Source organism: Geobacillus proteiniphilus, assembly GCF_001908025.1.
Lineage (GTDB): Bacteria > Bacillota > Bacilli > Bacillales > Anoxybacillaceae > Geobacillus > Geobacillus proteiniphilus.
Genome location: NZ_MQMG01000016.1, coordinates 33365 through 59390 on the forward strand (window position 1 = coordinate 33365; position 26026 = coordinate 59390).

The following is a 26026-nucleotide window of genomic DNA, read 5'->3' on the forward strand; positions in this document are numbered from 1 at the left end:
TTTCTCCCACTCCCTCTTTTATTTATTAGCAATAGTTTGTTTTACCGGCGATTTTACTGGATTGGATAACACCCCGATCTCAGGAACCTCAATTTCAATTCGATCCCCGTCTTCAAGCGTGAACTGATTCGGTGGAACAATGCATGTTCCTGTCAATAATACTGTGCCGTCAAACACCTTATTGTCGCGAAGCAAGAAAGACACTAACTCATCGTATCTTCTTTTCAACTGTCTTGTATTGGCACTTTCCTCAACAACAAGTTGGTCGTTGCGGTAAATGCGACAAATAATTTGCAAGTTATATGGGTCTTCCACTGTCTCCGCTAATCGGATCGCCGGTCCAATGGCGCACGAATGTTTCCATATTTTTGCCTGCGGTAAGTATAATGGATTTTCTCCCTCGATGTCTCGGCAACTCATGTCGTTTCCAATCGTATATCCTACGATTTCCCCTTCTCCGGTGATCACCAATCCGAGTTCGGGCTCAGGGATTTGCCAATTTGAGTCGCTGCGCAAATAAACGGGGTCATTCGGGCCTACTGTACGGGCAGCAGTAGATTTAAGGAAGATTTCCGGCCTTTCTGCATGGTACACCCGGTCATAGCACGTCTCTTGACCGTCTATTTTTTCAGATGTTTCGTAGTTCCTCGCATCCCGACTTTTCTCATACGTGACTCCGGAAGCCCATACTTCAGGAGCGACGATGGGAACGAGAAGATGCAATTCGGCTAATTCTTTTTTCACCCCCTGTTTCCCACTGATTATGGTTTGAATGTAGCAAAAAACGGACAGTTGATTCTTCTTGGCCTCGCGGACGACATCCATTAAATCGGCAAATGGCAGTGGATATATAGTACGATCGTCCGTCATGGCAGCCAATACAACGTGCGAATCTTCAATATAGCGGATAATTCTCATAGTCCTCTCCCCTATCGTTTTATATTAAAAAACTAGGTTTTATCATATTGTCAAAAAGAAATCGCACAGTTTAGACAGAGAGATGTCCGTGCTGAACGTATCCCATTTCTCGTGAAATTTGTTCAGCGGCGCTTTGAAGCAGACGAATTTCCGTATTAAGGACAAGATCGTCCACTTTAGCGGAAGGCTGGGATATGCTGATCGCCGCAATGACATTCCCTGAATGGTCACGGACAGGAACAGCGACGCAGGTGATGCCCGGCTCGTTTTCCTCTCTGTCTAAAGCATAACCGTTGCTTCGCACCCGCTCGAGCTCCTGAAGAAATTCTTCCTCGCTTGCAATGGTATTGGCGGTATGTCGTTTATACACATACCCTCGCAAAAGTTCTTTCAGCTCTTTCTCGCTTTTGAAGGCGACGAGCGCTTTCCCGACCGCACTGCTGTGAATCGGAACCCTCCGTCCAATTCTTGAATACAATACCGTCCCCGATGTTCCTTCGACTTTATCGATATAGATTCCTTCTTTACCATCAAGAATTACTAAATGGACCGTGTTCCCCGTTTTGATAGAAAGATCAATCAAATGCTTTTTGGAAACAGAGCGAATATCGAGATGACGGATGACTAAGTTCCCACGTTCAAACAACTTCATCCCGAGTCGATATTTCCCGTTTTCTGGATTTTGTTCAATATAATGGTGGTGTTGCAACGTTTTCAACAGTGAATGCACCGTGCTTTTATGAAGCTGCATCCGTTCGCTGATATCGGTAATTTTAAGCTCTGTCTCATACTCGTCAAATAAATCTAAAATACGGAGAGCACGGTCCACAGCTTGAATCAATGGCAATGCCTTCACCCTCTTCTCTAGAAGTTTTATGCATCATGTTAGGAAATCAGCTATAGTTCTATTATAATACGTGAGGGTGAAAAGCACGAATCCCTTTGGTCCACCCTTTATATTTTTTTTACTGTCGGAAGAACGACATCCTTTTTGTAATCATATACCGCCTCTTCGGCAATATGGAGCGGGACAACCCCATGGGCAGCATCGGTATGCCCGATCAACCGGTTGCTCGCCGCGATGCGCCGTTGCCGTTGGCGCATGTTGGCCATGCGTTGATTGGCTATTTCCGCTCTCTCTTGTTTCACACTTTCAAACTCGAATACCAGCTTTCCATTTTGGAACAACCATTCATTCACGAATTCAATTTTCCGCTCGCGAAGCCCGATATATAAAAGATCGCCTGTTTTCAAGTACAAAATTCCCCCGCCGCGGATGGCCTCAGGAGTCATATGTCCGATGGCCGCTCCGTATGTGACGCCTGAATATCGTCCATCACTAATCAAAGTCGCGATCCGTTTCAATTGCCGATTTGCGTTAATATGTTGCATCGGGGTAAACATCTCCGGCATTCCGAACGCCTCCGGCCCTTGGCCGGCAATAACCACTGCAATTTTCAACACACCTTCTTTGGCCATTGCATCAAACAAATCATCATATTCTCGGTCTTTCCATTCGTCAAACAAGTGCGGAGCATTGTGCTGCAATGCAGCCAATAAGCTTTGATGTTGGAAACAACGGCTGTGCTTTAGCTTTTCCAACAAGTGAACATCAAGCAGCCCTTGATTCGCCTCATCCTCGTTTTCGTAATACAAGACAAAGGCCACTTTCTTGTCAAACTCATCGATTTGCTTTGTCGACATACCGCTGATTTTGACAACCGCACTTTCAAAGAAGTTCCCCGACAAAACATCAACACCACTGAATGGTCGTCTCGGCTTGGACAAGATGATTGGATTGTTTTTGACGTTTTCAGCGGGCAACTGTTCCTGATTGACAGAAAGTCTTTCTCTCCACGTCGTCCCCGTAACGGTCGGGGCATCGACATCCATCGGCACCCCATTGCTTAGTAATTCGTGGAATACCGTTTCCATCCCTCTGATTTTCCCGCTGCAACATTGAATCGCTAATGCAAAAATGTCTCGTCCTTCCGTTAAACTGTAATCAAATAAATCGGGCACCGGCACTTCATGATGGATATTGTCATACTCCCATAAGTCAAATTGATATCCACCATAAAGCATCGCCGCAACAATATGCATCATAATGTTTGTCGATCCACCGGTAGCGCTGTGAATGCGAATCGCGTTTTTAATGTTCGCCGCCATAATATTGGCTACCCCGTACACCGGATCATTCATTAAAAGCGCCAAGCTATCTAAGGCAGCATTAACTTGCTCCTGCGTCGGCGGGGCGGTCAATAATTCCAAGGCAGGATGAATTAATCCTAACCCAGCAATCAAATGCCGCGAACTGTTGCCAGTCCCATTAAAAGCGCACACTCCTCCTTGGCTGTCGCATGTCGCTACGGCTAGCCGTTTTTCATAGTCTTCGTGTTGTTCTTTTGTGATAATTCCTTTCCCTCTCGCCCGTTCGAGAACTCCTTGAAAAGCCGTATTAGAAGAACACTGCAAAATGTACGATAATGCATCCCGCAAATCGTAGGCAATATCTTCTTCACCTGCCAACTCCGCTCTACGGGCAACCTCCTCCAGTTCGGCATATAACTTAGGAGGAATCGTTCCTCCTTTTAACACATGTGCGGGTGCAAACGTAGCGAAGAAAGGCGGCTCTCCCCGCTCCCGACGAACGCGGTCAAGGTGTGCCAACGCGCTGACTACTCCAAGCGGTTGCTTGTCGCATCCTTGGATGACAAACGCTCCGTGATAGCTGTGCGCTTCCAGCTGGTTGACGATCATTTGTGCTACGGCGTTGCGGCTTTGCAACGAATAACTCATCCCTTGGTTGCTCTGCGCCGTTCCATCACACATCACCGGTGTTGAAAACTGAAACGGCACACCTCCGTTTTGCCAAATGCGAATCGCTGCTCGAGCGATCGTCTGATAATCCATAATGTGCGCCGGGTGGTCTGATGAGCCACCGATAATCGCAATCCGCGGAGCGTTATGGTGCAACCGATCGTAAATTTCCTCGAGCGTCCAATCTGGTTGCATCCCCTTTAACTCGGAACCTAAAATTTGCTTCGAACGGTCAAGCAGCCCAGCGACACATATCGGCTCATTAGCCTTTCCTTGCACATTATCCCGGTATGGGTTGACCTGGCTTTCAATTCGTGGATAAACAACCGCTGGCATTATGAATCTCCCCTCATCCCCATGTTTGTTCGCTTGAAAAATCCATCTCCATCGGCGCCGACAAAATCTCTATCCCTTCTGTTTGGCGCGCTTCATCTAAAAGACTTTCAGAAATCCAAATCTCTCGAAGCGCCAGCGTATTCTTGATTCTGACCATTCTCACCTTTTTGAGATCAAACGCATTGCATGTTTTGATCGCTGCTTTCACCGCCAGCTCTTCTGTTTCCAAAAACATCGGCAATTTGACAACAGAAACGACAGTGCTTGTCAAGGCGTTTGCAAAACCTTTTTCCCAAATGATCTGTTCTTTCACTTTCTTTGTTGTAATATCGGCTAAGCCGATTCCATTAGCATTGCCATCCGTTTTTTCTGACAGGCCCAGCACGACGATTCGTGTGACGTCCGGACCGCCGCTCGCATAAGGGGTCGCGTACCTTCCTGTAATGTTCGGGTCCATCCCGTCACCGGAAATATCTTTTCCAATTTCATCGACGACAAGCACATCAATTGGGTTAAACATGATTCTCGGCATGAGCGATTTCGCCTCAACCAACAGTTCAGGTTCCACCGTTTCAAACTGCTCGGCTGGCACTGCTACAATTTTGGCGGGACGGTCGTAGGCATTTTCTAACACAGCGACACCGAAAATAATCGGCGCTTGTTGAATCACAATCTTCGCCATATCGACTACGTGCCGGGCCATGTATTTGAAACTGTACTGATGGGCTGCTTCCGCCCCTTTTTGCTTGCCGAGCCCGATCGTAATCATTTTCATTAATCCGCTTTCCACCAGTCCGCGAAACGCCGTATGGGGCTTAACTCGATTGATGACAATGATTTTGTCTGCCTCATAAGCGAGTTTGTCTATGTAGACCGGCAATCCGTTGTCCAGCCTCCCCACTTCAACAACATCCATATTCGAGTGAATCGGCGCCCCGACAAATTCTTCTGTTACCCCTAAATGAGCGAGTACCTCTTTCTGTCCTTCCGCTGTCGCCCCTCCGTGGCTTCCCATCGCCGGCACGATAAACGGGATGCCCCCCGCTTGCTTTACCGCATTTACGACTTCCCGGACAATCACCGAGATATCGGCAATGCCCCGGCTTCCAACAGCGATAGCGACTTGGTCGCCCGGGGAAATCCGTTCCAAAACACCTGCTTGGTTGATGCTCTGATGAACTGCTTTAGGGACATCGGCAATTTCCGGGGCGTAAAAATTTTGCCTTACCTTTATCATTTTAGGAATGGGAATATTTTTGAGCATATCATTAATGATTTTCATCTGTATCTTCCCTCGATCTCTAATTGATCGCTTAATCCTCAGTGCATTTCGGAAGGAAGAGGGCAAACGCTCATTGCCCCCTCCTCTCAACTGTCGGCCTATTGTTTTCACTGCCGTACTTTATCTAATTCGCTGTACAGTTCATTCACAAGATCTTCACCAAATTCTTTCGCGTATTTCTCAACGACAGGTTTAATGATTTCAGCCATTTTTTCACGTTCTTGATCGCTGACTTCATTGATGTTTATACCTGTCTTTTTCAACTCTTCCAATGCCTTTTGATCTTCTTCCCGACTCAGTTGACGTTGATATTTTCCGGCTTCGATTGCAGCCTCTTGTAAAATCTTTTGTTCTTCAGGCGATAACTGATCCCAAAACTTCTTGCTGACAAGGAACACGAATGGAGTGTAAACGTGCTTGGTCAAGCTCAAATATTTTTGTACTTCGTAAAACTTATTTGACTTAATCGTTGCCAATGGATTTTCCTGACCATCAATTGTGTTGCTTTCCAACGCTGTGAACACTTCCGAGAAAGGCATTGGCGTCGGATTGGCGCCAAGCGCTTTAAACGCATCAATATGCACTTCATTTTGCATCGTCCGCAACTTTAATCCTTTAAAATCGTCGGCTGTCTTGATGGCATGTTTGCTGTTTGTTACGTGCCGGAATCCGTTTTCCCAGTAGCCAAGTCCAATCAGCCCATGTTCCGGCAACTTTTCCAATAATTTTTTACCGATTGGCCCGTCTAAAATGGCGTCAGCTTCTTCAGGTGTATTAAAGAGGAACGGAAAATCGAAAATACCAAACTCTTTGATCATCCCAACAAGCGGTGAAGTCGATGGGATCGTAATTTCTTGCGTTCCGCCTTGAAGCGCCTCGGTCATTTTTAAATCATCACCCAAAGTGGCACTGAAATACGTTTGGACTTTCAGTTTGCCACCGCTTTTCTGCTCGACAATTTCCTTGAACTTAAGCAAACCTTGTCCTTGGGGATGGTCTTCGTTTAGGCCAATCCCGGCTTTAATCACTCGTGGTTGAATTCCTTTCGATTCGGTCTTGTCGGTATTTCCCCCTTGAGTCGTTCCTGAACTGCACGCGGTCAGGAAAAGCAAGCCCATAGCTATGCAGCCAGTCATTATCTTTCTGATCACATTTCTTTTTTTCATAGCCCTCGCAACCCCCTTAATATTTAATAAGAATATTCATCAACTGCCCGTAAACCATCCGAGCGGCACGGTCACAAGAGACGGGAAGAAAATCAACAAAAGCAACAGGAGCGTTTCCACAAGCAAAAACGGCCAAACTCCTTTCATAATGTCTTCCATGCTGATTTTCCCGACCCCGCAGGCGACGTTCAGCACCGTGCCGACCGGCGGCGTGAGCAGCCCGATGCAGTTGTTCAGGATAAACAGCACCCCGAAGTACACCGGGTCGATTCCCGCTTTTTGAATAATCGGCATCAACACCGGCGTCAAAATGAGCACCGTCGGCGTCAAATCCATCGCCGTCCCCACAAGCAGCACCAAGGCGTTAATGGCCAGCAGCAGCGCCAGCGGATGATCGATGAGCGGCGCGAGCACGTCCGTGACGATCGCCGGAATGTTGGCGACCGTAATGAGCCAGGCCGACACCATGGCGGCTGCCACCAAAAACATGACGACACTTGTCGTTTTCGCCGCGGCCACGAGCACGTGAAACAAGTCTTTCACTTTCAGCTCACGGTAAATGCACAAGCCGACAATCAACGCGTAAAACGCGGCCACCACCGCCGCCTCGGTCGGCGTAAACACTCCTCCGCGCAGCCCACCGACGATGATCACCGGCAGCAGCAACGCCCAAAACGCCTCGCGGGTCGCCCGCCAAATGTCTTTCGCCGATTGGCGCGGAAGCACGTCCACTTGATCTCTCCGGGTCACCCACCACCAACAAACCGCCAAAGAAATCCCAAGCAGAATCCCCGGAACAATGCCGGCCATAAACAGTTTCGTAATCGACACGCCGCTCGTCACCCCAAAGATGATCATCGGGATGCTCGGCGGAATGATCGGCGCGATGATGCCGCCGGCGGCGATGAGGCCGGCCGACCGGTTGCGGTTGTATCCGGCTTTCACCATCATCGGGATGAGAATGGCCCCAAGCGCCGCCGTATCGGCCACCGCCGACCCCGACAAACCGGCAAACAGCACGCTTGCGATGATCGCCACATATCCGAGCCCGCCGCGGATATGGCCGACAAGCGCCATGGCAAAGCGGATGATCCGCTTCGAAATGCCGCCGGCGTTCATCAGCTCCCCAGCGAGCATAAAGAACGGAATCGCCATCAGAGGAAAGCTGTCCGCGCCGCTGATTAAATTTTGCGCGATGATTTGCGTATCAAAAATATTCAAGTAAAACATGAGAGCAACGCCGCTGACAAGCAGCGCAAACGCGATCGGCATCCCGAGCGCCATGACCCCTAAAAGCGACCCGATAAAGACGACTAACGCCATCTACCGCTCACCTCCAGCGGCGCCTTGCTTTCGCCCGAGCGCCAGTTCTGTCGCTTCGTGTTGCACTGGAGCGGCCGCCATGATTTCTTCCTCGGATTCTTTCATTCTCGTCAACTCGTCAATCGCCCCGGGGCGAAACAGCGCCTGATACAGATGAACCAAGATGATGAGGCCCATCCCGATGCTGACGACAAGCCCGGTTCCGTAGATGAACGCCATGGACAGCCCGGTCGCCGGAGCCCGGCTTCCGACGCTGCTGAGCGTAATTTTCCAGCTTCCGTCAAACAGCAAATAGAGCACGTAAAGCACGATGGCGTTGCTGATGACAAACACGATGCGCTTGGCGCCGGTCGGCAGCTTTCTCACCAATGTGTCGACGCCTAGATGGTCATTGTCCTTCAAAGCACCAATGGCTCCAAGAAACGACATCCAAATGAAGAGAAAGCGCGACATTTCTTCCGACCAGGTGATGCCGGAGTTAAACCCATAGCGGAGCACGACATTGCCAAATACTAAAATACACATGAAAGCAAGCGTCGAGGCCATCAATACATTCAGAGCACCATCCAAAAATTTTCCTGCCTTTTTGAACAATTCCATCACCCTTTTGACTTTTGACTTGTCTTATTCCGCCTCTGCTTTGATTCTCTTATACAAGTCTTCAGCCCAATCATATTTTTTGAACAGCTCGTCATACAGCGGCTGCACGGCTTCTTCCATTTGCTTGACAAACTCATCGCTAGGAGTGGTGAATTTAATACCATGCTCTTGCAAAAACTTCTTGTCTTCTTCGTAACTTTTTTCCATCAGCTCAAATTCATAGTTGGCTGCCTCTTTAGCTGCTTCTTGGATGATTTTCCGTTGTTCGTCCGTCAGGCTATCCCAAAACTTTTTATTGACCACATATACATTTGGGCTAAACATATGCTTCGACTCTAATACATCTGTTTGAACTTCGTACCATCCGGAAGCCCGCAATGTCGCAATTGGGTTATCTTGCCCATCTACCACCTTTTGCTCTAAAGCAGTGAACACTTCCGAAATCGGCAATGGTGTGACGTTAGCTCCTAGCAATTTTCCAATCGTAATATAGTTTGGGATGTTAGGCATCCGCAGACGCAATCCTTTAAAATCGTCGATTGAGTCGATCGTTCTATTCGAAGAAAACATTCGGAATCCATTTGCACTCCACGCCAAGGGAACAACACCGTGTTTCGTCTCAAGCTCTGCGGTGATTTCTTTCCCGATCGGACCATTCAGCACTTTTTTAACATGTTCAAAGTCTTTGAATAAGAACGGCCACTCAGGAACCCCCATTTTTGGGATGTCATTTTGCATAATCAACCCCGGAATCCCCATTTCAATCGTGCCATTGCGAACGCCGTTGTAAAACTCCTGCTCTGCCCCTAAAGCACTATTGGGATAAATCTCGACCTTAAGACTGCCGCCGGATTTCTCCTCAACGATCTTTTTAAACTTTTCACGCAACGCAACATTTTGTGGATGACTTTCGGCAAAGTAGTTGGCCACCTTGATTACTCTAGTTCCACCCGTTTTTCCTCCGGTCGTTGATTTGGATCCGGAGCTCCCGCAGCCGGAAAGCAACAGAAGCAACAAGGATAAGATCGCAGAAAAAACCACCATTCGTCTCATAATACCATCAACTCCTTTTACAACACTTAGTTTTTTATTTAGAAAAAATATGAGGACTAACTACTTAATTTAGGGATTAAGCGTTTTCAGAAAACACTTTCAAAAAAACGAATTTCTGAACCCGCTTTCACACGTTGGGAGATTAAAAAGCTAAAATCACGTGGTTTGACATAGTAGAACTCAGTTTTAAAAACAGCGAAAAATTAAAAACGCCTCGCGAAGAATGTTTTATATTATAAAACAACGTTTATCAATGTAGTTCATCAGGCCTGATATTTTTATGTTAATTAAAATTTTCTGAACAGTCAATATATAAAATGAAATTTACCCTTATTTCTGTACAATGATGCTGTTTATTCCAACAAAGGTAAGTGCCTACAAGAGAAAAAGCCCGCCCAAACACAACCAACAGCTATAAAAAACGCCATCCTCCCGACGCAAACCTCATCTTCGGGAGAATGGCTCATTGCCCTGTTACGCCAAAATCCCCTCAATTTTCTCGAGCACATCTTCGCTGAGCACGACATCGACCGCCTTGACGTTTTCTTCGACTTGTTCCGGGCGGCTGGCGCCGATTAAGGCGCTGGCGACGTTCGGCTGGCGCAGCACCCAAGCGAGCGCGAGCTGGGATAACGTAATGCCAAGCTCAGCTGCGACCTTTTCCAACTGCTCAACTTTCGTTAAAATCTCGTCGTTCAACAATCCTTGGATAAACGTATTCGCTCTTGGATCAGCGGCGCGGCTGTCAGCCGGCAACGCTTGACCTCGTTTGTATTTGCCGGTCAGCACCCCTTGCGCGAGCGGCGAGAAGACGATTTGACTGATGCCGTTTTGTTCGCACACCGGGATGATTTCGTCTTCAATGTAGCGGTGGAACATATTGTATTGCGGCTGGTTGACCACGATCCGATCGAGCAAGTAGCGGTCAGCCACGCCGAGCGCCTCTTGAATTTGCTGGGCCGTCCATTCGCTCACGCCGACATACAGCACTTTTCCTTGGCGGACGAGATCATCGATCGTCCGCAGCGTTTCCTCGACCGGCGTCTCTTTGTCATAGCGGTGGCAATAGTAGATGTCCACATAATCGAGTTGCAGCCGCTTTAAGCTCGCATGGAGCTGCTCAAACACATGCTTGCGCGACAGGCCGCGGTCGTTCGGGCCGTCGCCCATCGGCCAAAACACTTTCGTCGCAATGACATACGATTCGCGCGGATATTTGCGCAGCGCCTCGCCGACGATTTTTTCCGCTTCCCCGCGCGCGTAGACGTTGGCTGTGTCAAACGAGTTGATGCCAAGTTCGTACGCCTTGTCAATGACGCGGATCGCGGTTTCTTTTTCCACAGAATTGCCGTATGTAAGCCAGCTGCCTAAACTAATCTCACTGACTTTCAGCCCCGTGCGGCCGAGTTTTCGATACTTCACTTTCGCTCCCCTCTCCTTTTGACGGCAATCAATGCCAAATTCTTCATGTCCTCATTATAATCATCGGTCGCTGATTTGCAAAGAGATTTGCCTTACTATTCAAAAAATGACTTTACTTCCTTTGCGTCCATCATCGTCTTTTTTCAACCGGTTCACAAAATTTTTTGTAGATTCCCGTAGATTTTCGTAGACGCGTATTTACAATCAATTCGAAAAACATTCACAAATTTGTCACAAAGGAGGGGGGCTATTGATTTATTTCCACCAAGTCAACAAATACTACGGCGATTTTCATGTGTTGAAAGACATTAACTTGACGATCAACCAAGGGGAAGTCGTCGTCATCATCGGGCCGTCAGGGTCGGGCAAAAGCACGCTTGTGCGCTGCATCAACCGGCTCGAGACGATCTCAAGCGGCGAACTGATCGTCGACGGCGTCAAAGTGAACGACAAACACATCAACATTAACGAACTGCGGCGCAATATCGGCATGGTGTTTCAACATTTCAACTTATACCCGCACATGACCGTCTTGCAAAACATCACGTTGGCGCCGCGCAAAGTGCTCGGCATGTCCGAAAAAGAAGCGAACGAGATCGCCATGTATTACTTGGAGAAAGTCGGCATTCCGGACAAAGCGAACGCCTATCCGTCCGCGCTGTCCGGCGGCCAGCAGCAACGCGTCGCCATCGCCCGCGGATTGGCGATGAAACCAAAAATCATGCTGTTTGACGAGCCGACATCAGCACTCGACCCGGAAACGATCGGCGAAGTGTTGGATGTCATGAAGCAGCTGGCGAAAGAAGGGATGACGATGGTCGTTGTCACCCACGAAATGGGATTCGCCCGCGAAGTGGCCGACCGCATCGTCTTTATGGATCAAGGCCGCATTTTAGAAGAAGCGCCGCCTGAGGAGTTTTTCGCGGCGCCAAAAGAAGAACGGGCTCGCGTCTTTTTAAGCCGCATTTTAAACCATTAATTCCGGTCAATCAAAGGGGGTTTTTTCTCATGAGAAAGAAAGCATGGAAATGGTGGATAGCCGTCGCCTTGACTGCCTTATTGAGCGCTGTTGCTTTAACGGGCTGCAGCACAACGGACAAAGGAGAAGGCGGAACATCGTCAGAAACCGCCAAAGCGACCAATACGCTTGAAAAAATTAAACAACGCGGCAAACTCATCGTTGGCGTCAAATATGATTTGAACTTATTCGGGTTGAAAAACCCGGAAACCGGAAAAGTCGAAGGATTTGACATCGATATTGCCAAAGGATTGGCGAAAAAAATTCTCGGCGATGAAAACAAAATTGAATTGAAAGAAGTGACGTCAAAAACGCGCATCCCGATGCTGAACAACGGGGAAATTGATGCCATTATCGCGACAATGACGATCACCGAGGAACGGAAAAAAGAAGTGGATTTCTCGGATGTGTACTTTATGGCCGGGCAATCGCTGCTCGTCAAAAAAGACAGCCCGATCAACAGCGTGAAAGACTTGAAAAAAGGAATGACCGTTCTGACAGCGAAAGGTTCGACATCGGCGGAAAACATCCGCAAAGTCGCGCCGCAGGTCAACGTGCTTGAATTTGAAAACTACGCGGAAGCGTTTACAGCGTTGAAAGCCGGCCAAGGCGATGCGCTGACCACCGACAACGCGCTGCTTTGGGGCATGGCGAAACAAGATCCGAACTATCGCGTCCTTGATGAAACGTTCACCGAAGAACCGTACGGCATCGCCGTCCGCAAAGGAGACAAAGAACTGTTGCAAGTCATCAACGAATACTTGAAAGAAATTAAAGAAAACGGCGAATACGATAAGATCTACGAAAAATGGATCGGCAAAAAGCCGCAACAATAACAGGCGAAACGGTGGGCGGAACATATCCGCCCACCTGTTTGCCCAAAGGACAGGCCATGAGTCAGCGAGGAAAGGAGGCGTTTAGCCTTGTTGCGCTATTCTATTTTAGTTGAACATTGGGATTTGTATATGCAAGGGTTTGGCCATACGATCAAGGCCAGCGTGCTGGCGCTGATCGGCAGCTTGGCCCTGGGGACCATCATCGCCATTTTCCGCATCGCGCCGATTCGCCCGCTCAATTGGGTCGGAACGGCGTACGTGGAATTTATCCGCAACATCCCGCTTGTGTTGATCGTTTTCGTTTTTTTTATGGGCTTGCCCGCCGTCGGCATCCGGTTTGACTCGTTTACCGCCGGAACGCTCGGACTGATGGTGTATACCGCTGCTTTTATCGCCGAAGCGATCCGCTCGGGCATTCAAGCCGTTCCGAAAGGACAAATGGAAGCGGCCCGTTCCTCCGGGTTGACCTACTTACAGGCGATGCGTTACGTCATCTTGCCGCAGGCGGTGAAAATCGTCATTCCGCCGCTTGGCAACCAGTTCATCAACTTGGTGAAAAACTCTTCGGTGCTTGGCGTCATCGCCGGATTGGATTTAATGTATTACGGCGACTTGATTTCCTCGAAAACGTTCGTCACCTTTGACGTTTATATTTTCGTCGCCTTGTTTTACCTCGTCTTAACGATCCCGCTCAGCCTTGGCGTCGGCTACTTAGAGCGCCGGTTGCTCAAGGCGCGGTAGGAAAGGAGGCCAAATGATGGATTTTGCCGGTGCTTACGCGCCCGCCCATTTGAAGTTTTTGCTTCAAGGGTTTCTCGTCACATTGGAAGTGGCGTTCATTTCGATTGTCTTGAGTTTTGTCTTTGGCATTATCATCGGGGTCATTCGCTATACGAAAATCCCGGTGCTTTCCCAATTGCTGGCCGTGCTGGTCGAAACGATCCGGAATTTGCCGCTGTTATTAATCATTTTCTTTACGTATTTCGCCCTTCCGGAAGTCGGATTAAAGCTTGATAAAATGTACGCCGCCATTTCGGCCTTGGTGATTTTTGAATCGGCCATGTTATCGGAAATTGTCCGCAGCGGCCTGCAGTCGATCGATAAAGGGCAAATCGAAGCGGCTCGCTCATCGGGGCTCACGTATATGCAGACGCTATGGTACATCATTTTGCCGCAAGCATTGCGGCGCATGGTGCCGCCGATCGTCAGCCAGTTTATTTCCTTATTGAAAGATACATCGCTCGCCATTGTCATTTCCTTGCCGGAATTGATGAACCATGCGCAAATCATTAACGGCCGCAACGTCAATTTTGTCATCCCGATCTTCATTCTTGTGGCGTTCATGTACTTTATCGTCAACTATTCGCTGTCGTTATTATCTCGCCGGTTGGAATACCGTCAGCGGTGATGGAACCGTATCCCCTTCTTCAGCCGGGGCATACGGTTTTTTCTTGCCATCTCTTTTCGTTAAAAAAGATCCGTTGTTTTCGCTTTCCTGTTATATAATAGAATTATAGATTAGGCCATGACCTTCGCAAAGGCGGTGACGTCCACTGACACCAGCGAAAAAAGAACCGCTTTGGCTTCTTTTGCTTTTGCTTTCTGCTACCGCGTTTCTGGGCGAAATGAAAATGAATCCGTTTGACAGCCCTTTTCGCGTCTCACTCGGCAGCGCCGTCTTTTTTCTCGGGCTTGTCGCCTTTACTTCTCTTCCCCCGCTCGTCATCGGCGCAAGCACTGGCGCGGTGGTCGTCGGGTTTCGCGTCTTTCTTGACTCATTGACGGGCGAAATGTCCGCTTCAGAAAGTGTGCTGACCCACATTCCGGCAGCCGGGTATTATATCAGCTTTTCAGCGATGGCGGCTGCCGTTCGTTTTCGCCATCGAATGGCCGCACCGATTCGGGCTGGAGCGGTTGGAGCGGCGCTCGACTTTTTTGCTAACGCCTGTGAACTAGGGATCCGGTATTGGATGGGCGAGCCGTTTGCCTTCAGCGGCCAAACAGTCATCGTCTTATGGTTATTCGCCATTTTGCGCAGTTTCTGCGTTATTGGCGTTTACAATATGTGGGTGACGAAGCATGTCCGCTCGCTCGCTGAAGCGAGAAAGCAAGAACTCGAGCGGCTCATTATGGTGAGCAGCGGATTATACGAAGAAATGTTTTACTTGCAAAAATCAATGGCTCTCATGGAAGACATGACGCGCCAAAGCTATGACCTTTACTCGCGGCTGATCGAAAGAAAACACGTTGAACCGCGCGTCGCCCTGGAGCTTGCCGAACATATTCACGAGACGAAAAAAGATATGCAGCGCATTTTCGCCGGCCTTTCTAAGCTCATCGGCCGCCAATCGGTGCGCGGGCGCATTTCGATTGCCGAACTGTGCGCCATGGTCATTCGCGCCAATGAAAAATACGCCAACTTATCCGGAAAAACGATCACATTTTCGTACAACGGCCATATCGATCTCATGACCGACCAACTGTATCCACTTCTTTCCGTACTCAATAACTTAGTATCCAATGCCGTCGAGGCGATTGGCGAAAGTGGGGCCATCTGTCTGCGCACACGCCTTGAAGGAACCGAATTGATCATCGAAGTGGAAGATAGCGGCCCCGGCATTGCGGCTGATGACATCGCCTGGATTTTTCAGCCCGGATTCACAACAAAATACGACCGCCAAGGCAATCCGTCAACAGGCATCGGTCTTACCCATGCACGGGATATCGCCCAAACACTTGGGGGGCATCTACAGCTCGTCAAAAGCGAGCCGGGGCAGACGGTGTTTCGCCTTGCCGTGCCGACATCTCGCTTACTGCAGGACAAATCGATGGCAACCGACTCATTCCACAACGAAGCCAATCAAGAAGAACATCCGCCCATGCAGCCGCGGGATGAACGCCCTGTCTGAACGCCATGAAGAGGAAAGGGGAGAACAAGGGGGATGGGACTCCATTTTTTCTTGATCGAAGACGATCCAGTGGTAAGAAAGATGTTAGAAAAATTGATTAACGAATCAGGGCTCGGCGAAGTCGTCGGCTGCGCCGAAGACGGTTTGAACGTCCGCGCTGCCGACTTGCTTCACGTTGACGTGGTGCTCATCGACCTATTAATGCCAGGGCGTGATGGCATTCAGACGATCAAAGCGTTGCGCCAAGAAGGGTTTATGGGGACATTCATCATGATCTCACAAGTGGAAAACAAAGAAATGATCGGCCAAGCGTACTTGCATGGCATTGACACCTACATTCAAAAACCGATCAATCGCTATGAAGTGCTGTCCGTGCTGAAACGCGTCGCCGATCACATGTCCGCCGTCCGCTCGCTCGAGTCGATCCGCCAAGTGCTCAAAGGGTTTGAGACGCAAACGGCCGATGCCGCCGTCTCCAAACCGTCCGCCATTGAGCAACAGGCGCAACAGCTTCTGCTTCTTCTTGGTGTCGCCGGTGAAGCGGGCAGCGCGGACGTGCTTCTTGTTGTGCGCTGGTTGGCAGAACAGGAAGCGAAAGGCCTTCCCGTCCGCGAACTGCCGCCGCTGAAAGAACTGTATGCAGAACTCGTCCAGCGGGAATACGGCCTGTCCCCGACTGAAACGGCCAAGGAAGCGCGGGCGATGGAGCAGCGCATCCGTCGGCTCGTCTTGCAGGCGTTCACCCATCTCGCTTCCCTCGGCTTGACTGACTACACGAACCCGACGTTTGAACATTTCGCTCCAAGGCTGTTTGATTTTGCTGACATCCGCCGGCGGATGAAGGAACTCGAACGAGGTCAAAGCGAGACGGAGTGCCGCATGAATGTGCGGAAGTTTTTAACGGCTTTTTTTCTCGAGCTGAAACGCGTCTAAAAGGCTGGTAAAAAATAGCTATTTCTTTTCAATCGGCGATCCTCGGATGCGAAGAAGAGCAACGTTTTATAAGGTTTCCCAATTTGAAACGAGGTATGATGAAGCTGCGCTTCCTGTTAAATCACCAGCCTTCTAAAATTTGCTGTTCAATTTTCGTTAAAATGCCAAGTTCATTCATCTTTTTTCTCCCTTTCCGTCCACCGTTCCATATTCTCATGGATGGGCGTCTGTTCTCCACGCCAATAAAAACTTTAATAAAAAATATTTGAATTCGAGATATATGTTTGCTATGATAATGATGTGATCATTACGTGAACAAGAGGAGGAGAACCATGACGACCTTTCAACTCGACAAAGCGCACAGCTCTGTCGCCTTCCAAGTGAGACATATGATGATCTCCAAAGCGAAAGGGGAATTCACCAACTTTGACGTTGAGGTGCAAGGCGACATCAACGAACTCGAGTCGCTGAAAGTGAAAGCGACGATCGACGCCGCCTCGATCGATACGAAAAACGCCGACCGCGACAATCATCTCCGCTCGGCCGACTTTTTCGATGTCGAGAACTATCCAACCATTACGTTTGTCAGTGAATCCGTGCGCAAGCTTTCCGACACGGAATATGAAGTGACCGGGAAGCTGACGATCCGCGGCGTGACGAGAACGGAAACGTTCAAAGTCGAGTACAACGGCCAAGTGAAAAACCCGCTCACCGGCGGCATCTCGGTCGGTTTTGATGTCGAAGGAACCATCAATCGTGAAGACTACGGGTTGGTATGGAACGTCGCGCTCGAAACCGGCGGATTCCTCGTCGGGAAAGAAGTCAAAATCCTCGCGAGCTTTGAATTCGCTCTCAGCTGAACGACCAAGCAATAAGCCCTTAGCCATTTGCGAGGCTAAGGGCTTATTGCGCTTCATTGCGCCGTATACCCGCCATCGATCACGACCGCCTGGCCGGTGATGCCTTTGGCTTGTTCCCCCGCCAAAAAGAGAACGTAATGGGCGATTTCTTCGGTCGACAATAGCCGCCGTTGCGGCACGAGCGGGTAAATCACTTCCTCGAGCACTTTCTCAAGCGGCACGTTTCTTGTCGCCGCTAAATCAGCGAGCTGGCCGCGGACAAGCTCGGTATCGACATAACCCGGACATAACGCGTTGACGGTAATGCCGTACGGCGCTCCTTCTAGCGCTGCCACTTTCGTTAAACCGATGACTCCATGTTTCGCGCTGTTGTACGCCGCCTTCCCGGCAAACCCGATCAATCCATTGATCGACGCCATATTGATGATGCGGCCATATCGTTGCTTTTTCATAATGGGAAATGCATGCTTGATGGCTAAAAACGGGCCGATGAGCATGACGCGGATGAGCTGCTCAAACTTCTCGGTTGGAAACTCTTCAATGTTGGCGACATATTGCAAACCTGCGTTGTTCACGACAATATCAAGCCGCCCCCAACGATTGACCGCTTCGCTGATTGCCCGCTTCACTTCTTCCTCAACCGTCACGTCACACTTCACCCCGATGACCTCGTACCCCGCCTGCCGCAGCGACTCAGCGGCCCGCTCGACCTCTTCCTGCCCCAGGTCAACGAGTACAGCCTTCGCGCCGCTCGCCTCCAACGTTTTCGCCACTTCATAGCCAATCCCCCGCGCCGCTCCCGTGATGAGTGCCACTCGCTTTTCCATCATTCCCCTTCCCCCTGCTTCATCTGGTTATACACCTCATCATACTGCTTCGCCAAGTCAAAATCGAGCTTCGTCAGCCCTTTCGCCCGCCATGAGGACAGTTTCACTGTAATAAGCTTGTAGTCGATCGAAATGAACGGGTGGTGGTTTGCGTTTTCCGAAATCGCGGCGATTCGCCGAACGAACTCGATTCCTTGCAAGTAGTCTTGAAAACGGTATTTTTTCACAATCCACCGCTCATCGGCCAGCTTCCAGCCGTCCGCTTTTTCAAGCAGCGCTTGCACTTCCTCTTCCGTTAACCGCACCTTTATCCCTCACCCTCTATATTTTGAAATATGCCAGCCAGCGAAACCGTCAAATCAGCGAACAAAAACGAGACGAGCACATCGCCTTCGCCAAAGACGCTCCGCTTCTCATACCCTTTTTCGACGCGGCCGTACACTTCCACCGTTCGATGCAGCGGATCCACGATCCAATATTCCTTGACACCTAGCTGCTCGTACAGCTTATATTTGTCATTCCGGTCTTTCAGCGCGGTACTCGACGACAGCACTTCCACGGCCAAATCAGGCGGATCATCGCATCCTTGGTTGCCAATTTTGCTTTTATCGCAAATGACGGAAATGTCTGGCTGCACGACATGCTTGGCCTGTTCATAGTCGGCCTGTTCATCGAGCCGCACATCAAACGGCGCCATGACAACCGCGCACCCTTTTTCGTAAAAAAAATGATCGCAAGGCGACCTGCAATTCACCAACGATGGCCTGATGGACAAACGAAGGGGCCGGTGCCATGCTATAGGGCGCCCCGTTGATCAGCTCCCACCGTCCGTCCCATTTGGCATAATCTTGATACGTATACCGCTCGTTTGGATGCCCGGGCGGTTTCAAGTCCATTTCTCCATCCGCTAGCTTTGCCTCTATTATACCATCGGATATCCGCGGCCGTCATACCAATCAGCTGCTTGTTCTCCAAAAACATCCATAAACCATTTTTCGTTTTTCACCCCGACATGAAACTGAAAGTTAAAGGAACGTGCATATTCACAGAAAAGTTCATGAACAGCGTTTGTTCTCCACCCGGGCATGAAAATGACCAACCAAGGCGCATGAATGTTCACAAAAAAAAGCGCCATCCGATCGAGATGGCTTTTTTCGCAAAATACTAGTTTTAAGGTTGCAAGCTCGCCAACTGCTCGGCAAGGCGCAAATAAAAGGCACGGATATCAAACAACGGATTCGGGTCAACGCCGATGACTTCCAAATGATCGACATTGTACGTTCCCATATAATTCCAAACCCCTTTTTTTATTGTCCCGTCATACGGCACGATCCGATCGGTCGATCCGCGCTTTGGTCCGTTCATCGAAAACGTATTGACGATGCCATCGTTCTCAAGCCAGCGGTCGTCAATGCCGAGCGTCGCATTGCGGTACGAACCGAGAAACGGGGCGCATACGACGGCGCTGAATGCATTCATTCCGAGTTCGGGATAATAGTTGCCTGTGAGCGCTCCGCGATACGTCCGTTCTGTGGCAAAGCTCAAATAATACGTATTCGGGCTTGCTTTCACCCATTGATTCAACTTCTCAGCCCCGGGAACGGATAAATCATAGCGGGCGGTATCTGTGGACGTCCAAACAGGGGAGCGCTTGAGCCGTTCAAAATAATGGTCGAACGATTCACCCGGCTGGCGGCGCAGTCCCCATTGGTCGAGCTTAAAATCGTATACTTGACTTGTGTACGGCACATTGCTGGCGACAGCCGCTGCTTTCAACACCGCTTTTTGCAAGTCAAAAAAGCGATCGGTGAAATCGACCATGTTGACAAGCGTCGTCCCGTCATGAGGAGTGGCGATGGTCGTCACACTCAACACAAAATGATGTCCACCTTCAAACAACGGTGACAACGACACGTTGTGCGCCTTGGCGTACTCCCGCTCTTCTTGGCTTCCGTTCTCTAGGAGCGAGACAAGCATGCGGGCCGTCTGCCCCCCTTGGCTGTGGGCGATGATATGGATGCGGCCACCCCTTTTCAATTCCGGCAACAGGCCGGGATAGGTGCGGCCAAACCGCGCATGGCCGTGCTTTGCCGCATGGACTGCCCCATAATCGACCGTCCCGCCGACAAGCTGGGCATACGCTTCGCACGCCCGATCCCAGTTGCTCGAGAGCGGGCCGACCGCCAGCGTATAAGTTCGATAACCGTTGTCGTTCAGCCATTGTTCGATATCGCCGCGCACGCCGCCCCAGTACTTGAACCCAAACATTTCTTCTCTTCCCCAGCCGGTAAACCCGTGGAGAAGTACAATCGGCGCATCGTTGGCTCGCGAAGCCGCCGCTTCAGCTCGCCCTCCCAGAACAGATATGCAGAACACAAACCATAATCCGAGCAACACAAGGGCAACACGCCGACAGCATTTCATCATGTTCTCCCTCTCCTTTCCTTCAATAGGCCGAAATCTTTTCATTCTGAATTACCAGAATATTTTATACATAAGACCAAGGCCCTTCAACCCCTGCAATTGTCGGGGTTCCTATATGAAAAGAAACGCTCGAAAAAATGGAACTGGCGATCATCACCAAAAACGCTTTCTTTCACGCGCGCTAGCCGCCGCGCCTACATGGCTTCAGCGCTGCTCGCGTCTTGGGCGGGTACGTATTTGGATTTGTATTTTGTGGGAAAAGGGCTGTATACGTTCCCGAAATGGCCCTTTCCCTCTGTCTTTTCGATCGATATTTTTCTTTACAGACCTGCGAGCGAGAAAGCCCACTCCTTGAGGGGTGGGATGAAAGCGAGCCGTTTTCTGAATATTGAATGATTCTGAAAAAAATGGTATCCTGAAATCGCCACAAGGAGGTGAATCCATGCCCACGATCACACTAAGGCTGGAGCTGCACAACCCAACGAAAGTCAAACAAGACATGTACGAACGGATGACAGAAGTGAATACATCGTTTGCGAATTGGCTGTTGAATCATCCCGAGCTGAATCAAGCGACGAGCAAACTATTTAAAGCGTTTTCGTCGCAGCGGTTTCCTTCCGCCGTCGTGAATCAAACGATTCGAGAAGTGAAGTCCCAAAAGAAAAACCAGAAAACAAAGAAGTTTCGAACATTATGGTGTTGCTTTAACAATCAAAACGTGAAGGTGGAAAAGAAAGGAGAGTTCTACACCGTTTCATTCCCAACATTAGAGAAGCGAGTCGGTGTGCCGGTGGTCACGCGCCCCTATCAGGAAGCGTGGCTGAATCGGCTGATCAATGGAACCGCCAAACAAGGGGCGGCCAAGCTCTACAAAAAGAGAAAGAAATGGTACTTGGCTATCGCGATCACATTTGAAGTGGAGCCGCGACACGAAACAAAGGTGATGGGGGTTGACCTTGGGCTTCGCTATATCGCCGTTGCCAGCGTGGGAACGAAATCGTTGTTTTTCAAAGGGAGCCAATGCGCCTTCATTCGCCGACGATATGCGGCTTTGCGGCGAAAGTTAGGCAAAGCGAAGAAGCTCCATATGATTCGCAAAATCGGCCGTAAAGAGTCCCGCTGGATGAAGGATCGAAACCACAAAATCAGCCGTCAAATCGTCCGTTTTGCCCTCGCCAACGGTGTTGGCGTGATTCGGATGGAAGCGTTGACGGGGATTCGCAAGCGGGCAAAATCGGCCAAAGAAGCGGGGCGAAGCCTTCATGCTTGGGCGTTCCACCAACTGCAAACGATGATCGCCTATAAAGCGGAAATGGCGGGCATTCGGGTGGAGTGGGTGAAGCCGACCTACACGAGCCAAACGTGTAAATGCGGACATCGGGAAAAGGGAAATCGCAATGGCATCCACTTTCAGTGTAAAAAATGCGGATACACCATCCACGCCGACTTGAACGGGGCCATCAACATCGCCAAAGCGATTTCGGGCTTCGCCTCCTAACCTAGCGCACTGGTCACAGGTGCGCCGCCCATCGGGGTACATCTTAACCCGATGGGACGGGGTGATGACACACCCCTGATCTTGGGCGTGGTCCGAACCAGAAATGGATGAGGACGTGAGCGACCCAAGAATCCCACGCCCTTTAGGCGTGTGGAGTGTCAATTGTTCATCCAATTCGGCCACAACGATGAAAAGGTGAACGATCCGGCGCGCTACACCGAACCATTCACCTCCTACCAATCATACTTGAAACGGTATATTGACGGCGCCCGCACGAAAGGAGCAACCCCTGTCCTCATCACTCCGGTCGAGCGGCGGCGCTTTTCTGCCGACGGACGAGCGCTCAACTCGCATGGACTTTATCCTGCGGCCATGAAGGCGCTTGGGGAGAGAGAGCACGTTCCCGTCATCGATTTGACGGCAAAAAGCAGACAACGGTTTGAACAGCTCGGCCCGGAACAAACGAAACAGTTGTTTCTATGGCTTGCGCCCGGCGAGCATGCAAATTATCCGCACGGAATCAAAGACAACACGCATTTTCACAAACGAGGAGCGAAAGAAATCGCCCGGCTAGTCGTCGAGGGGATTATGGAGCTCAACCTCCCCCTCGGCCGCCACCTGATCCGTTCACTGGGACAAGAACCTGTGCGAAGCCGCTAAACCGGGCGGTTCCTGGCCCTTAGCCGCACTAGCTCATCTACGAAACGTCATGACGCCGGCAGTGACCCCTTTTGCCTTTCACCCAAGGCCCGCCCGATCCAAGCTAGGATGGGCGTCTTTTTTTACCTCTCATTCCCGTCGGATGTTGCCGATGCCCAGTGTATCACTTGCCCTCGCTGCCTACCGGGCGCTGCCGATAGAAGGCGTTTGTCCACCGGACGACAAATGATACGTTTTTTCCAGCAAGCGATGGTATATGGACGCGAGCACTTGTTGAAACAGCATGCCGAGAACGACCGGCACGCTGACGGCCGGCGGAAAATACGTCATCGCGAGCACCGCGCCGGCGCTGATGTTGCGCATCCCGCCGGTAAACGTCAACGCGATGATGTCCGCCGGGGCAAATTTGAGCCAACGGGCGGCCATCCAAGAAAGAAAATAGCCGGAGCTTGCGATCACCAAGACGAGAAGCGCCATAAACAGCAATCGGCCGCTTGCATGCCCGAAATGGGGCGCGACGACCGCACTGTTGATCATGACAACAAGCACGAGCGCCAATTTGGAAAACGGCGACAATACCATGGCAAGCCGTTCATTCACCTGATTGGACAGCCGTTCGCTCACGAACATGCCGCCTAGCGACGGCAAAATGATCATAAAAAACAACCCGAGCATCATCTGCCAAACATCGATCTCAACCGCGCTCCCAGCGAACAAAAGCAATGTCAACGGCACAACGACCGGCGACAAAAACGTATCAATCAAAATGACGGACAGCGCCAACGCCAAGTTTCCCCGTCCGATCGACACCCAGATGAAGCTCGTCACCCCGGTCGGAATGGCCGCTGCCAACACAAATCCGATCACCGTCAACCGATCGCTGCCAAAAAACAGATGCCCAAGCCCAAACGCCCAAAGCGGGATGACGAGGTGAAGCAAACATAATGCTGCGGCAATCGGGCCGGGATGGATGAATGCCTGTTTCAAATCAGCCAAACGTAGCCGCAAACTTCCACTAAACGTCATAAACGCAAACAGCCATGGCACAAGCGCCGCATAGCCGCGCAACTCCTCAGACAGCCATAAGCCTGCCGCCACACTCGCCGGCGTGAGAAACGGGAGCGTCTTCTCAAGCCGGCGATTGATCGTTTGCCACATCGGTTTCATCTCCCAATCTGGTCATGAAGGGGTGTGCTCGCCTTTGCTATGCCTACACCTCCCCATTATACACCGTGATCGCCCCATTGGAGCGACAAATTTTCGCCAAAACCGATGGACAACGATCGGCCAGCCAAGCTCCTTAGCTATTTCGCCACTTTTTCCTCTAACCGTTCAGCCGGCAAGACGACCTCTCCTCGCTTCACATCATACAAACCAACCGTTGCTCTTTCCAGCGGTTCAAGCCTTTCTGTTTTCGTGCATGCTTCCGCTACTTTTTGACTAGAGTCACCAACCGCACAACAGGGCAAAAAAGCCAGCTGTCTAACAGCTGGACATCGGTCATTGCCGATAAATGATCGCATGTCGATGCTCCTCTTTTTGCAATTCGCCGACAGACACCAAATATTCCAAATGCGCCAGCGTCTCGGCCACCGCAAACCGCCATTGGTGCGCCGTCAATGGCTTATGGCCGAACACACGATGGGCGACTTCATAGGCGGTGCGCCCCGCTCCTGCTAGCGCTTTCATTTTTTGCAACCGTTGTTCGTGGTGGCGGAAAAGATCACCGATCCGCTCGCGAAATTGGCGAATGACCGCGCCATGGGCAGGCAGAGCCACATCCACCTCCAGTTCCTCCACTTTGCGAAGCGAGGCAAAATATTGCTCGAGCGGGTTCGGATGGGCGCCCGGCCATACACTAATGTTCGGAGTGATGCGGTCAAGCACATGGTCCGATGCAAGCAGCTGGCGCGATTCCGGCTGATAAAAGCTGATCAATCCATCGCTGTGCCCCGGGACCGGGATGACCGCCCATCGCCGCTGCCCCAGCACAATTTCCGAACGATCCAAAACGGTTAGCACCGGAAACGGGCTGACGCGCAACGACAGCTTCCACATGCTCTCCTCAATGTCCGTTACCAACTCATCCGGCACGCCATGACGGCGAAACATGGCACCCACTTCGCACGCCTGGACGCTCTCTTCCCCCCACACTCGTTCCGCCATCGCATAATCCGGCTCGCTGATCCAGACAGGCGCCTCCGTCTGCTGTTGCATCCACCCGGCCAAGCCAAAATGGTCCGGATGAAAGTGAGTGATGTAAATGGCGCGAACGTGCCGCGGCTTGATTCCAAGTTGCCGAAACACTGCTTCCCAGGCGCGAATCGCCTCAGGATAGCGAAAGCCGACGTCGATGATGCTCCATCCATCCGTTTCCCGACCTACGTAACAATAGACATACTTCATCGGAAACGGAACCGGGATCGGAACGCGGTACATTTCATCTCCTATCCGCTCCATTTCAATCTGCGTCATCCATTCTCTCCCCTTTTCTTTACATCAACACCTCTTTTTTTCACAAACAACAAGGACAACTCACTTTTATTTTATATTTCTGAATATTTAGTTAGCAAAAATATTATGCTACAACCCTTAATCTTTTTTCAACCTTGAAAACCATTGCGCTAAAGCAAAGAAGGCGCCCCTCCATATAATCGGGACACCTTGTTAGATAACCTTATAATACAGATAGATCAAATACTAGCCAATATACCGCGAGTGGCTGCATTGCATTATTTTGGATTTTTCTGATCGTTGATCTGCCAAGAAGCCATTTCTTCGGCAAACTCCGCCGCAGCAGGCTGCATCGTTCCCATCCGCCGGCTCATCCAGCGGTTGAGGCCGCGAATCACGTTTCGCATCGGTCCTTGCGTCATCGGCGCCATGCGTCTTCCTTGTCTCGCCCCCAACATCGCGGCTGCCACCGCTCCTAAGCTTACGCTGACGAGCGTCCAAATGGCGTTATTGTTTCTTCGCCGTCTAACAACCCCCAACCATGGATTCCACAACCCGCGGCCGCGCTGAACGCGGAACAGACGGAATAAGCGATCCATTGTACCTCCACCTCCTTTTGCTCGACAGCTCCCGTTCAACGGTTAGCATACGTTGCCTCTAAAAAGTCATACGTGGAAAACATTAGAT

The 26026-nt window shown here is 50.4% G+C and carries 24 protein-coding genes and 3 pseudogenes; 10 read left to right on the forward strand and 17 right to left on the reverse strand.

What is annotated here, in order from left to right; all coding sequences use genetic code 11:
• Positions 1 to 18: 18 nt before the first annotated feature.
• The 9 genes from BRO54_RS07340 to BRO54_RS07380 form a co-directional block, all read right to left on the reverse strand.
• On the reverse strand, positions 19 to 918 hold the full coding sequence (locus BRO54_RS07340; RefSeq protein ID WP_011231453.1) for a fumarylacetoacetate hydrolase family protein: 900 nt from the start codon (positions 916 to 918) through the stop codon (positions 19 to 21).
• 70 nt (positions 919 to 988) lie between these two features.
• A complete protein-coding gene (locus BRO54_RS07345) occupies positions 989 to 1765 on the reverse strand; it encodes an IclR family transcriptional regulator (protein WP_063192772.1) in 777 nt (258 codons plus the stop codon).
• A 107-nt stretch (positions 1766 to 1872) separates the two neighbouring features.
• The gene (locus tag BRO54_RS07350) at positions 1873 to 4074 is read right to left on the reverse strand and encodes a dihydroxy-acid dehydratase domain-containing protein (protein WP_011231455.1); all 2202 of its coding nucleotides are present in this window, start codon (positions 4072 to 4074) and stop codon (positions 1873 to 1875) included.
• Positions 4075 to 4087: 13 nt separating this feature from the next.
• Complete coding sequence (locus BRO54_RS07355; protein ID WP_041467877.1) at positions 4088 to 5356, reverse strand: nickel pincer cofactor-dependent isomerase, group 22; 1269 nt, start codon at positions 5354 to 5356, stop codon at positions 4088 to 4090.
• Between the two features lie 107 nt (positions 5357 to 5463).
• Complete coding sequence (locus tag BRO54_RS07360) at positions 5464 to 6522, reverse strand: TRAP transporter substrate-binding protein (RefSeq protein WP_041467878.1); 1059 nt, start codon at positions 6520 to 6522, stop codon at positions 5464 to 5466.
• Between the two features lie 39 nt (positions 6523 to 6561).
• Positions 6562 to 7845 (reverse strand): TRAP transporter large permease subunit, encoded by a 1284-nt coding sequence (locus tag BRO54_RS07365; RefSeq protein WP_011231458.1) that lies wholly within the window; start codon positions 7843 to 7845, stop codon positions 6562 to 6564.
• Positions 7846 to 8445 carry a TRAP transporter small permease gene (locus BRO54_RS07370; RefSeq protein WP_041467879.1) on the reverse strand — a complete coding sequence of 200 codons (600 nt, stop codon included), beginning with the start codon at positions 8443 to 8445 and terminating at the stop codon, positions 7846 to 7848.
• 24 nt (positions 8446 to 8469) lie between these two features.
• Entirely contained in the window at positions 8470 to 9498 is a 1029-nt protein-coding gene (locus BRO54_RS07375) for a TRAP transporter substrate-binding protein (protein ID WP_011231460.1), read from the reverse strand.
• A 474-nt stretch (positions 9499 to 9972) separates the two neighbouring features.
• Positions 9973 to 10920: an aldo/keto reductase family protein gene (locus BRO54_RS07380; protein ID WP_011231461.1), complete on the reverse strand. Its 948-nt coding sequence runs from the start codon at positions 10918 to 10920 to the stop codon at positions 9973 to 9975.
• A 250-nt stretch (positions 10921 to 11170) separates the two neighbouring features.
• Between BRO54_RS07380 and BRO54_RS07385 the strand changes: the two genes are divergently transcribed.
• The 7 genes from BRO54_RS07385 to BRO54_RS07415 all read left to right on the forward strand — a co-directional run bounded on the left by BRO54_RS07385 (position 11171) and on the right by BRO54_RS07415 (position 17476).
• On the forward strand, positions 11171 to 11899 hold the full coding sequence (locus BRO54_RS07385; RefSeq protein ID WP_011231462.1) for an amino acid ABC transporter ATP-binding protein: 729 nt from the start codon (positions 11171 to 11173) through the stop codon (positions 11897 to 11899).
• A 29-nt stretch (positions 11900 to 11928) separates the two neighbouring features.
• Entirely contained in the window at positions 11929 to 12774 is an 846-nt protein-coding gene (locus tag BRO54_RS07390) for a glutamate ABC transporter substrate-binding protein (protein WP_011231463.1), read from the forward strand.
• An 87-nt stretch (positions 12775 to 12861) separates the two neighbouring features.
• Positions 12862 to 13515, forward strand: coding sequence for an amino acid ABC transporter permease (locus BRO54_RS07395; RefSeq protein ID WP_011231464.1), 654 nt, complete (start codon positions 12862 to 12864; stop codon positions 13513 to 13515).
• A 16-nt stretch (positions 13516 to 13531) separates the two neighbouring features.
• Positions 13532 to 14182, forward strand: a complete 651-nt coding sequence (locus BRO54_RS07400; protein WP_074043572.1) for an amino acid ABC transporter permease — start codon at positions 13532 to 13534, stop codon at positions 14180 to 14182.
• A gap of 217 nt (positions 14183 to 14399) precedes the next feature.
• Complete coding sequence (locus BRO54_RS07405; protein WP_049752170.1) at positions 14400 to 15683, forward strand: sensor histidine kinase; 1284 nt, start codon at positions 14400 to 14402, stop codon at positions 15681 to 15683.
• Between the two features lie 33 nt (positions 15684 to 15716).
• Positions 15717 to 16616, forward strand: coding sequence for a response regulator (locus BRO54_RS07410; protein WP_011231467.1), 900 nt, complete (start codon positions 15717 to 15719; stop codon positions 16614 to 16616).
• A 332-nt stretch (positions 16617 to 16948) separates the two neighbouring features.
• Complete coding sequence (locus tag BRO54_RS07415) at positions 16949 to 17476, forward strand: YceI family protein (protein ID WP_074043573.1); 528 nt, start codon at positions 16949 to 16951, stop codon at positions 17474 to 17476.
• A gap of 53 nt (positions 17477 to 17529) precedes the next feature.
• On the opposite strand, the gene BRO54_RS07420 is transcribed toward BRO54_RS07415, so the two are convergent.
• The 4 genes and pseudogenes from BRO54_RS07420 to BRO54_RS07440 form a co-directional block, all read right to left on the reverse strand.
• Positions 17530 to 18306, reverse strand: coding sequence for a 3-hydroxybutyrate dehydrogenase (locus tag BRO54_RS07420; protein WP_074043574.1), 777 nt, complete (start codon positions 18304 to 18306; stop codon positions 17530 to 17532).
• Entirely contained in the window at positions 18303 to 18608 is a 306-nt protein-coding gene (locus BRO54_RS07425; RefSeq protein ID WP_011231470.1) for a 4a-hydroxytetrahydrobiopterin dehydratase, read from the reverse strand. Before BRO54_RS07425 ends, BRO54_RS07420 begins: the two co-directional genes overlap by 4 nt.
• Before the next feature lie 2 nt (positions 18609 to 18610).
• A pseudogene (locus tag BRO54_RS07430) lies at positions 18611 to 19199 on the reverse strand (Uma2 family endonuclease).
• 274 nt (positions 19200 to 19473) lie between these two features.
• Entirely contained in the window at positions 19474 to 20727 is a 1254-nt protein-coding gene (locus BRO54_RS07440; RefSeq protein WP_074043580.1) for a lipase-like domain-containing protein, read from the reverse strand.
• Positions 20728 to 20826: 99 nt separating this feature from the next.
• Between BRO54_RS07440 and BRO54_RS20990 the strand changes: the two are divergent.
• The 3 genes and pseudogenes from BRO54_RS20990 to BRO54_RS07455 all read left to right on the forward strand — a co-directional run.
• Positions 20827 to 21045 (forward strand): annotated as a pseudogene (locus BRO54_RS20990) (hypothetical protein); the annotation flags it as partial.
• A 124-nt stretch (positions 21046 to 21169) separates the two neighbouring features.
• Positions 21170 to 22225, forward strand: coding sequence for an RNA-guided endonuclease TnpB family protein (locus tag BRO54_RS07450; protein ID WP_074043576.1), 1056 nt, complete (start codon positions 21170 to 21172; stop codon positions 22223 to 22225).
• Positions 22226 to 22387: 162 nt separating this feature from the next.
• Positions 22388 to 22885 (forward strand): annotated as a pseudogene (locus BRO54_RS07455) (rhamnogalacturonan acetylesterase); the annotation flags it as partial.
• 180 nt (positions 22886 to 23065) lie between these two features.
• Here BRO54_RS07455 and BRO54_RS07460 read toward each other — a convergent pair.
• The 4 genes from BRO54_RS07460 to BRO54_RS07470 form a co-directional block, all read right to left on the reverse strand.
• On the reverse strand, positions 23066 to 24043 hold the full coding sequence (locus BRO54_RS07460) for a bile acid:sodium symporter family protein (RefSeq protein ID WP_074043581.1): 978 nt from the start codon (positions 24041 to 24043) through the stop codon (positions 23066 to 23068).
• Positions 24044 to 24189: 146 nt separating this feature from the next.
• A complete protein-coding gene (locus BRO54_RS19435; RefSeq protein ID WP_139268047.1) occupies positions 24190 to 24408 on the reverse strand; it encodes a hypothetical protein in 219 nt (72 codons plus the stop codon).
• Positions 24386 to 25360 (reverse strand): MBL fold metallo-hydrolase, encoded by a 975-nt coding sequence (locus tag BRO54_RS07465; RefSeq protein WP_074043577.1) that lies wholly within the window; start codon positions 25358 to 25360, stop codon positions 24386 to 24388. The genes BRO54_RS19435 and BRO54_RS07465 overlap by 23 nt, the downstream gene beginning before the upstream one ends.
• A 257-nt stretch (positions 25361 to 25617) precedes the next feature.
• Positions 25618 to 25938: a hypothetical protein gene (locus BRO54_RS07470; protein WP_074043578.1), complete on the reverse strand. Its 321-nt coding sequence runs from the start codon at positions 25936 to 25938 to the stop codon at positions 25618 to 25620.
• Positions 25939 to 26026: the final 88 nt, after the last annotated feature.

Bases quoted from the DNA above. Each gene is read 5' to 3' on its own strand.
- BRO54_RS07340 (WP_011231453.1), bottom strand. From the start codon at position 918: ATGAGAATTATCCGCTATATTGAAGATTCGCACGTTGTATTGGCTGCC.
- BRO54_RS07350 (WP_011231455.1), bottom strand. From the start codon at position 4,074: ATGCCAGCGGTTGTTTATCCACGAATTGAAAGCCAGGTCAACCCATAC.
- BRO54_RS07355 (WP_041467877.1), bottom strand. From the start codon at position 5,356: ATGAAAATCATTAATGATATGCTCAAAAATATTCCCATTCCTAAAATG.
- BRO54_RS07360 (WP_041467878.1), bottom strand. From the start codon at position 6,522: ATGAAAAAAAGAAATGTGATCAGAAAGATAATGACTGGCTGCATAGCT.
- BRO54_RS07365 (WP_011231458.1), bottom strand. From the start codon at position 7,845: ATGGCGTTAGTCGTCTTTATCGGGTCGCTTTTAGGGGTCATGGCGCTC.
- BRO54_RS07370 (WP_041467879.1), bottom strand. From the start codon at position 8,445: ATGGAATTGTTCAAAAAGGCAGGAAAATTTTTGGATGGTGCTCTGAAT.
- BRO54_RS07375 (WP_011231460.1), bottom strand. From the start codon at position 9,498: ATGAGACGAATGGTGGTTTTTTCTGCGATCTTATCCTTGTTGCTTCTG.
- BRO54_RS07390 (WP_011231463.1), top strand. From the start codon at position 11,929: ATGAGAAAGAAAGCATGGAAATGGTGGATAGCCGTCGCCTTGACTGCC.
- BRO54_RS07400 (WP_074043572.1), top strand. From the start codon at position 13,532: ATGGATTTTGCCGGTGCTTACGCGCCCGCCCATTTGAAGTTTTTGCTT.
- BRO54_RS07405 (WP_049752170.1), top strand. From the start codon at position 14,400: ATGAAAATGAATCCGTTTGACAGCCCTTTTCGCGTCTCACTCGGCAGC.
- BRO54_RS07410 (WP_011231467.1), top strand. From the start codon at position 15,717: ATGGGACTCCATTTTTTCTTGATCGAAGACGATCCAGTGGTAAGAAAG.
- BRO54_RS07415 (WP_074043573.1), top strand. From the start codon at position 16,949: ATGACGACCTTTCAACTCGACAAAGCGCACAGCTCTGTCGCCTTCCAA.
- BRO54_RS07420 (WP_074043574.1), bottom strand. From the start codon at position 18,306: ATGATGGAAAAGCGAGTGGCACTCATCACGGGAGCGGCGCGGGGGATT.
- BRO54_RS07440 (WP_074043580.1), bottom strand. From the start codon at position 20,727: ATGAAATGCTGTCGGCGTGTTGCCCTTGTGTTGCTCGGATTATGGTTT.
- BRO54_RS07450 (WP_074043576.1), top strand. From the start codon at position 21,170: ATGCCCACGATCACACTAAGGCTGGAGCTGCACAACCCAACGAAAGTC.
- BRO54_RS07460 (WP_074043581.1), bottom strand. From the start codon at position 24,043: ATGTGGCAAACGATCAATCGCCGGCTTGAGAAGACGCTCCCGTTTCTC.
- BRO54_RS19435 (WP_139268047.1), bottom strand. From the start codon at position 24,408: ATGCGATCATTTATCGGCAATGACCGATGTCCAGCTGTTAGACAGCTG.
- BRO54_RS07465 (WP_074043577.1), bottom strand. From the start codon at position 25,360: ATGACGCAGATTGAAATGGAGCGGATAGGAGATGAAATGTACCGCGTT.
- BRO54_RS07470 (WP_074043578.1), bottom strand. From the start codon at position 25,938: ATGGATCGCTTATTCCGTCTGTTCCGCGTTCAGCGCGGCCGCGGGTTG.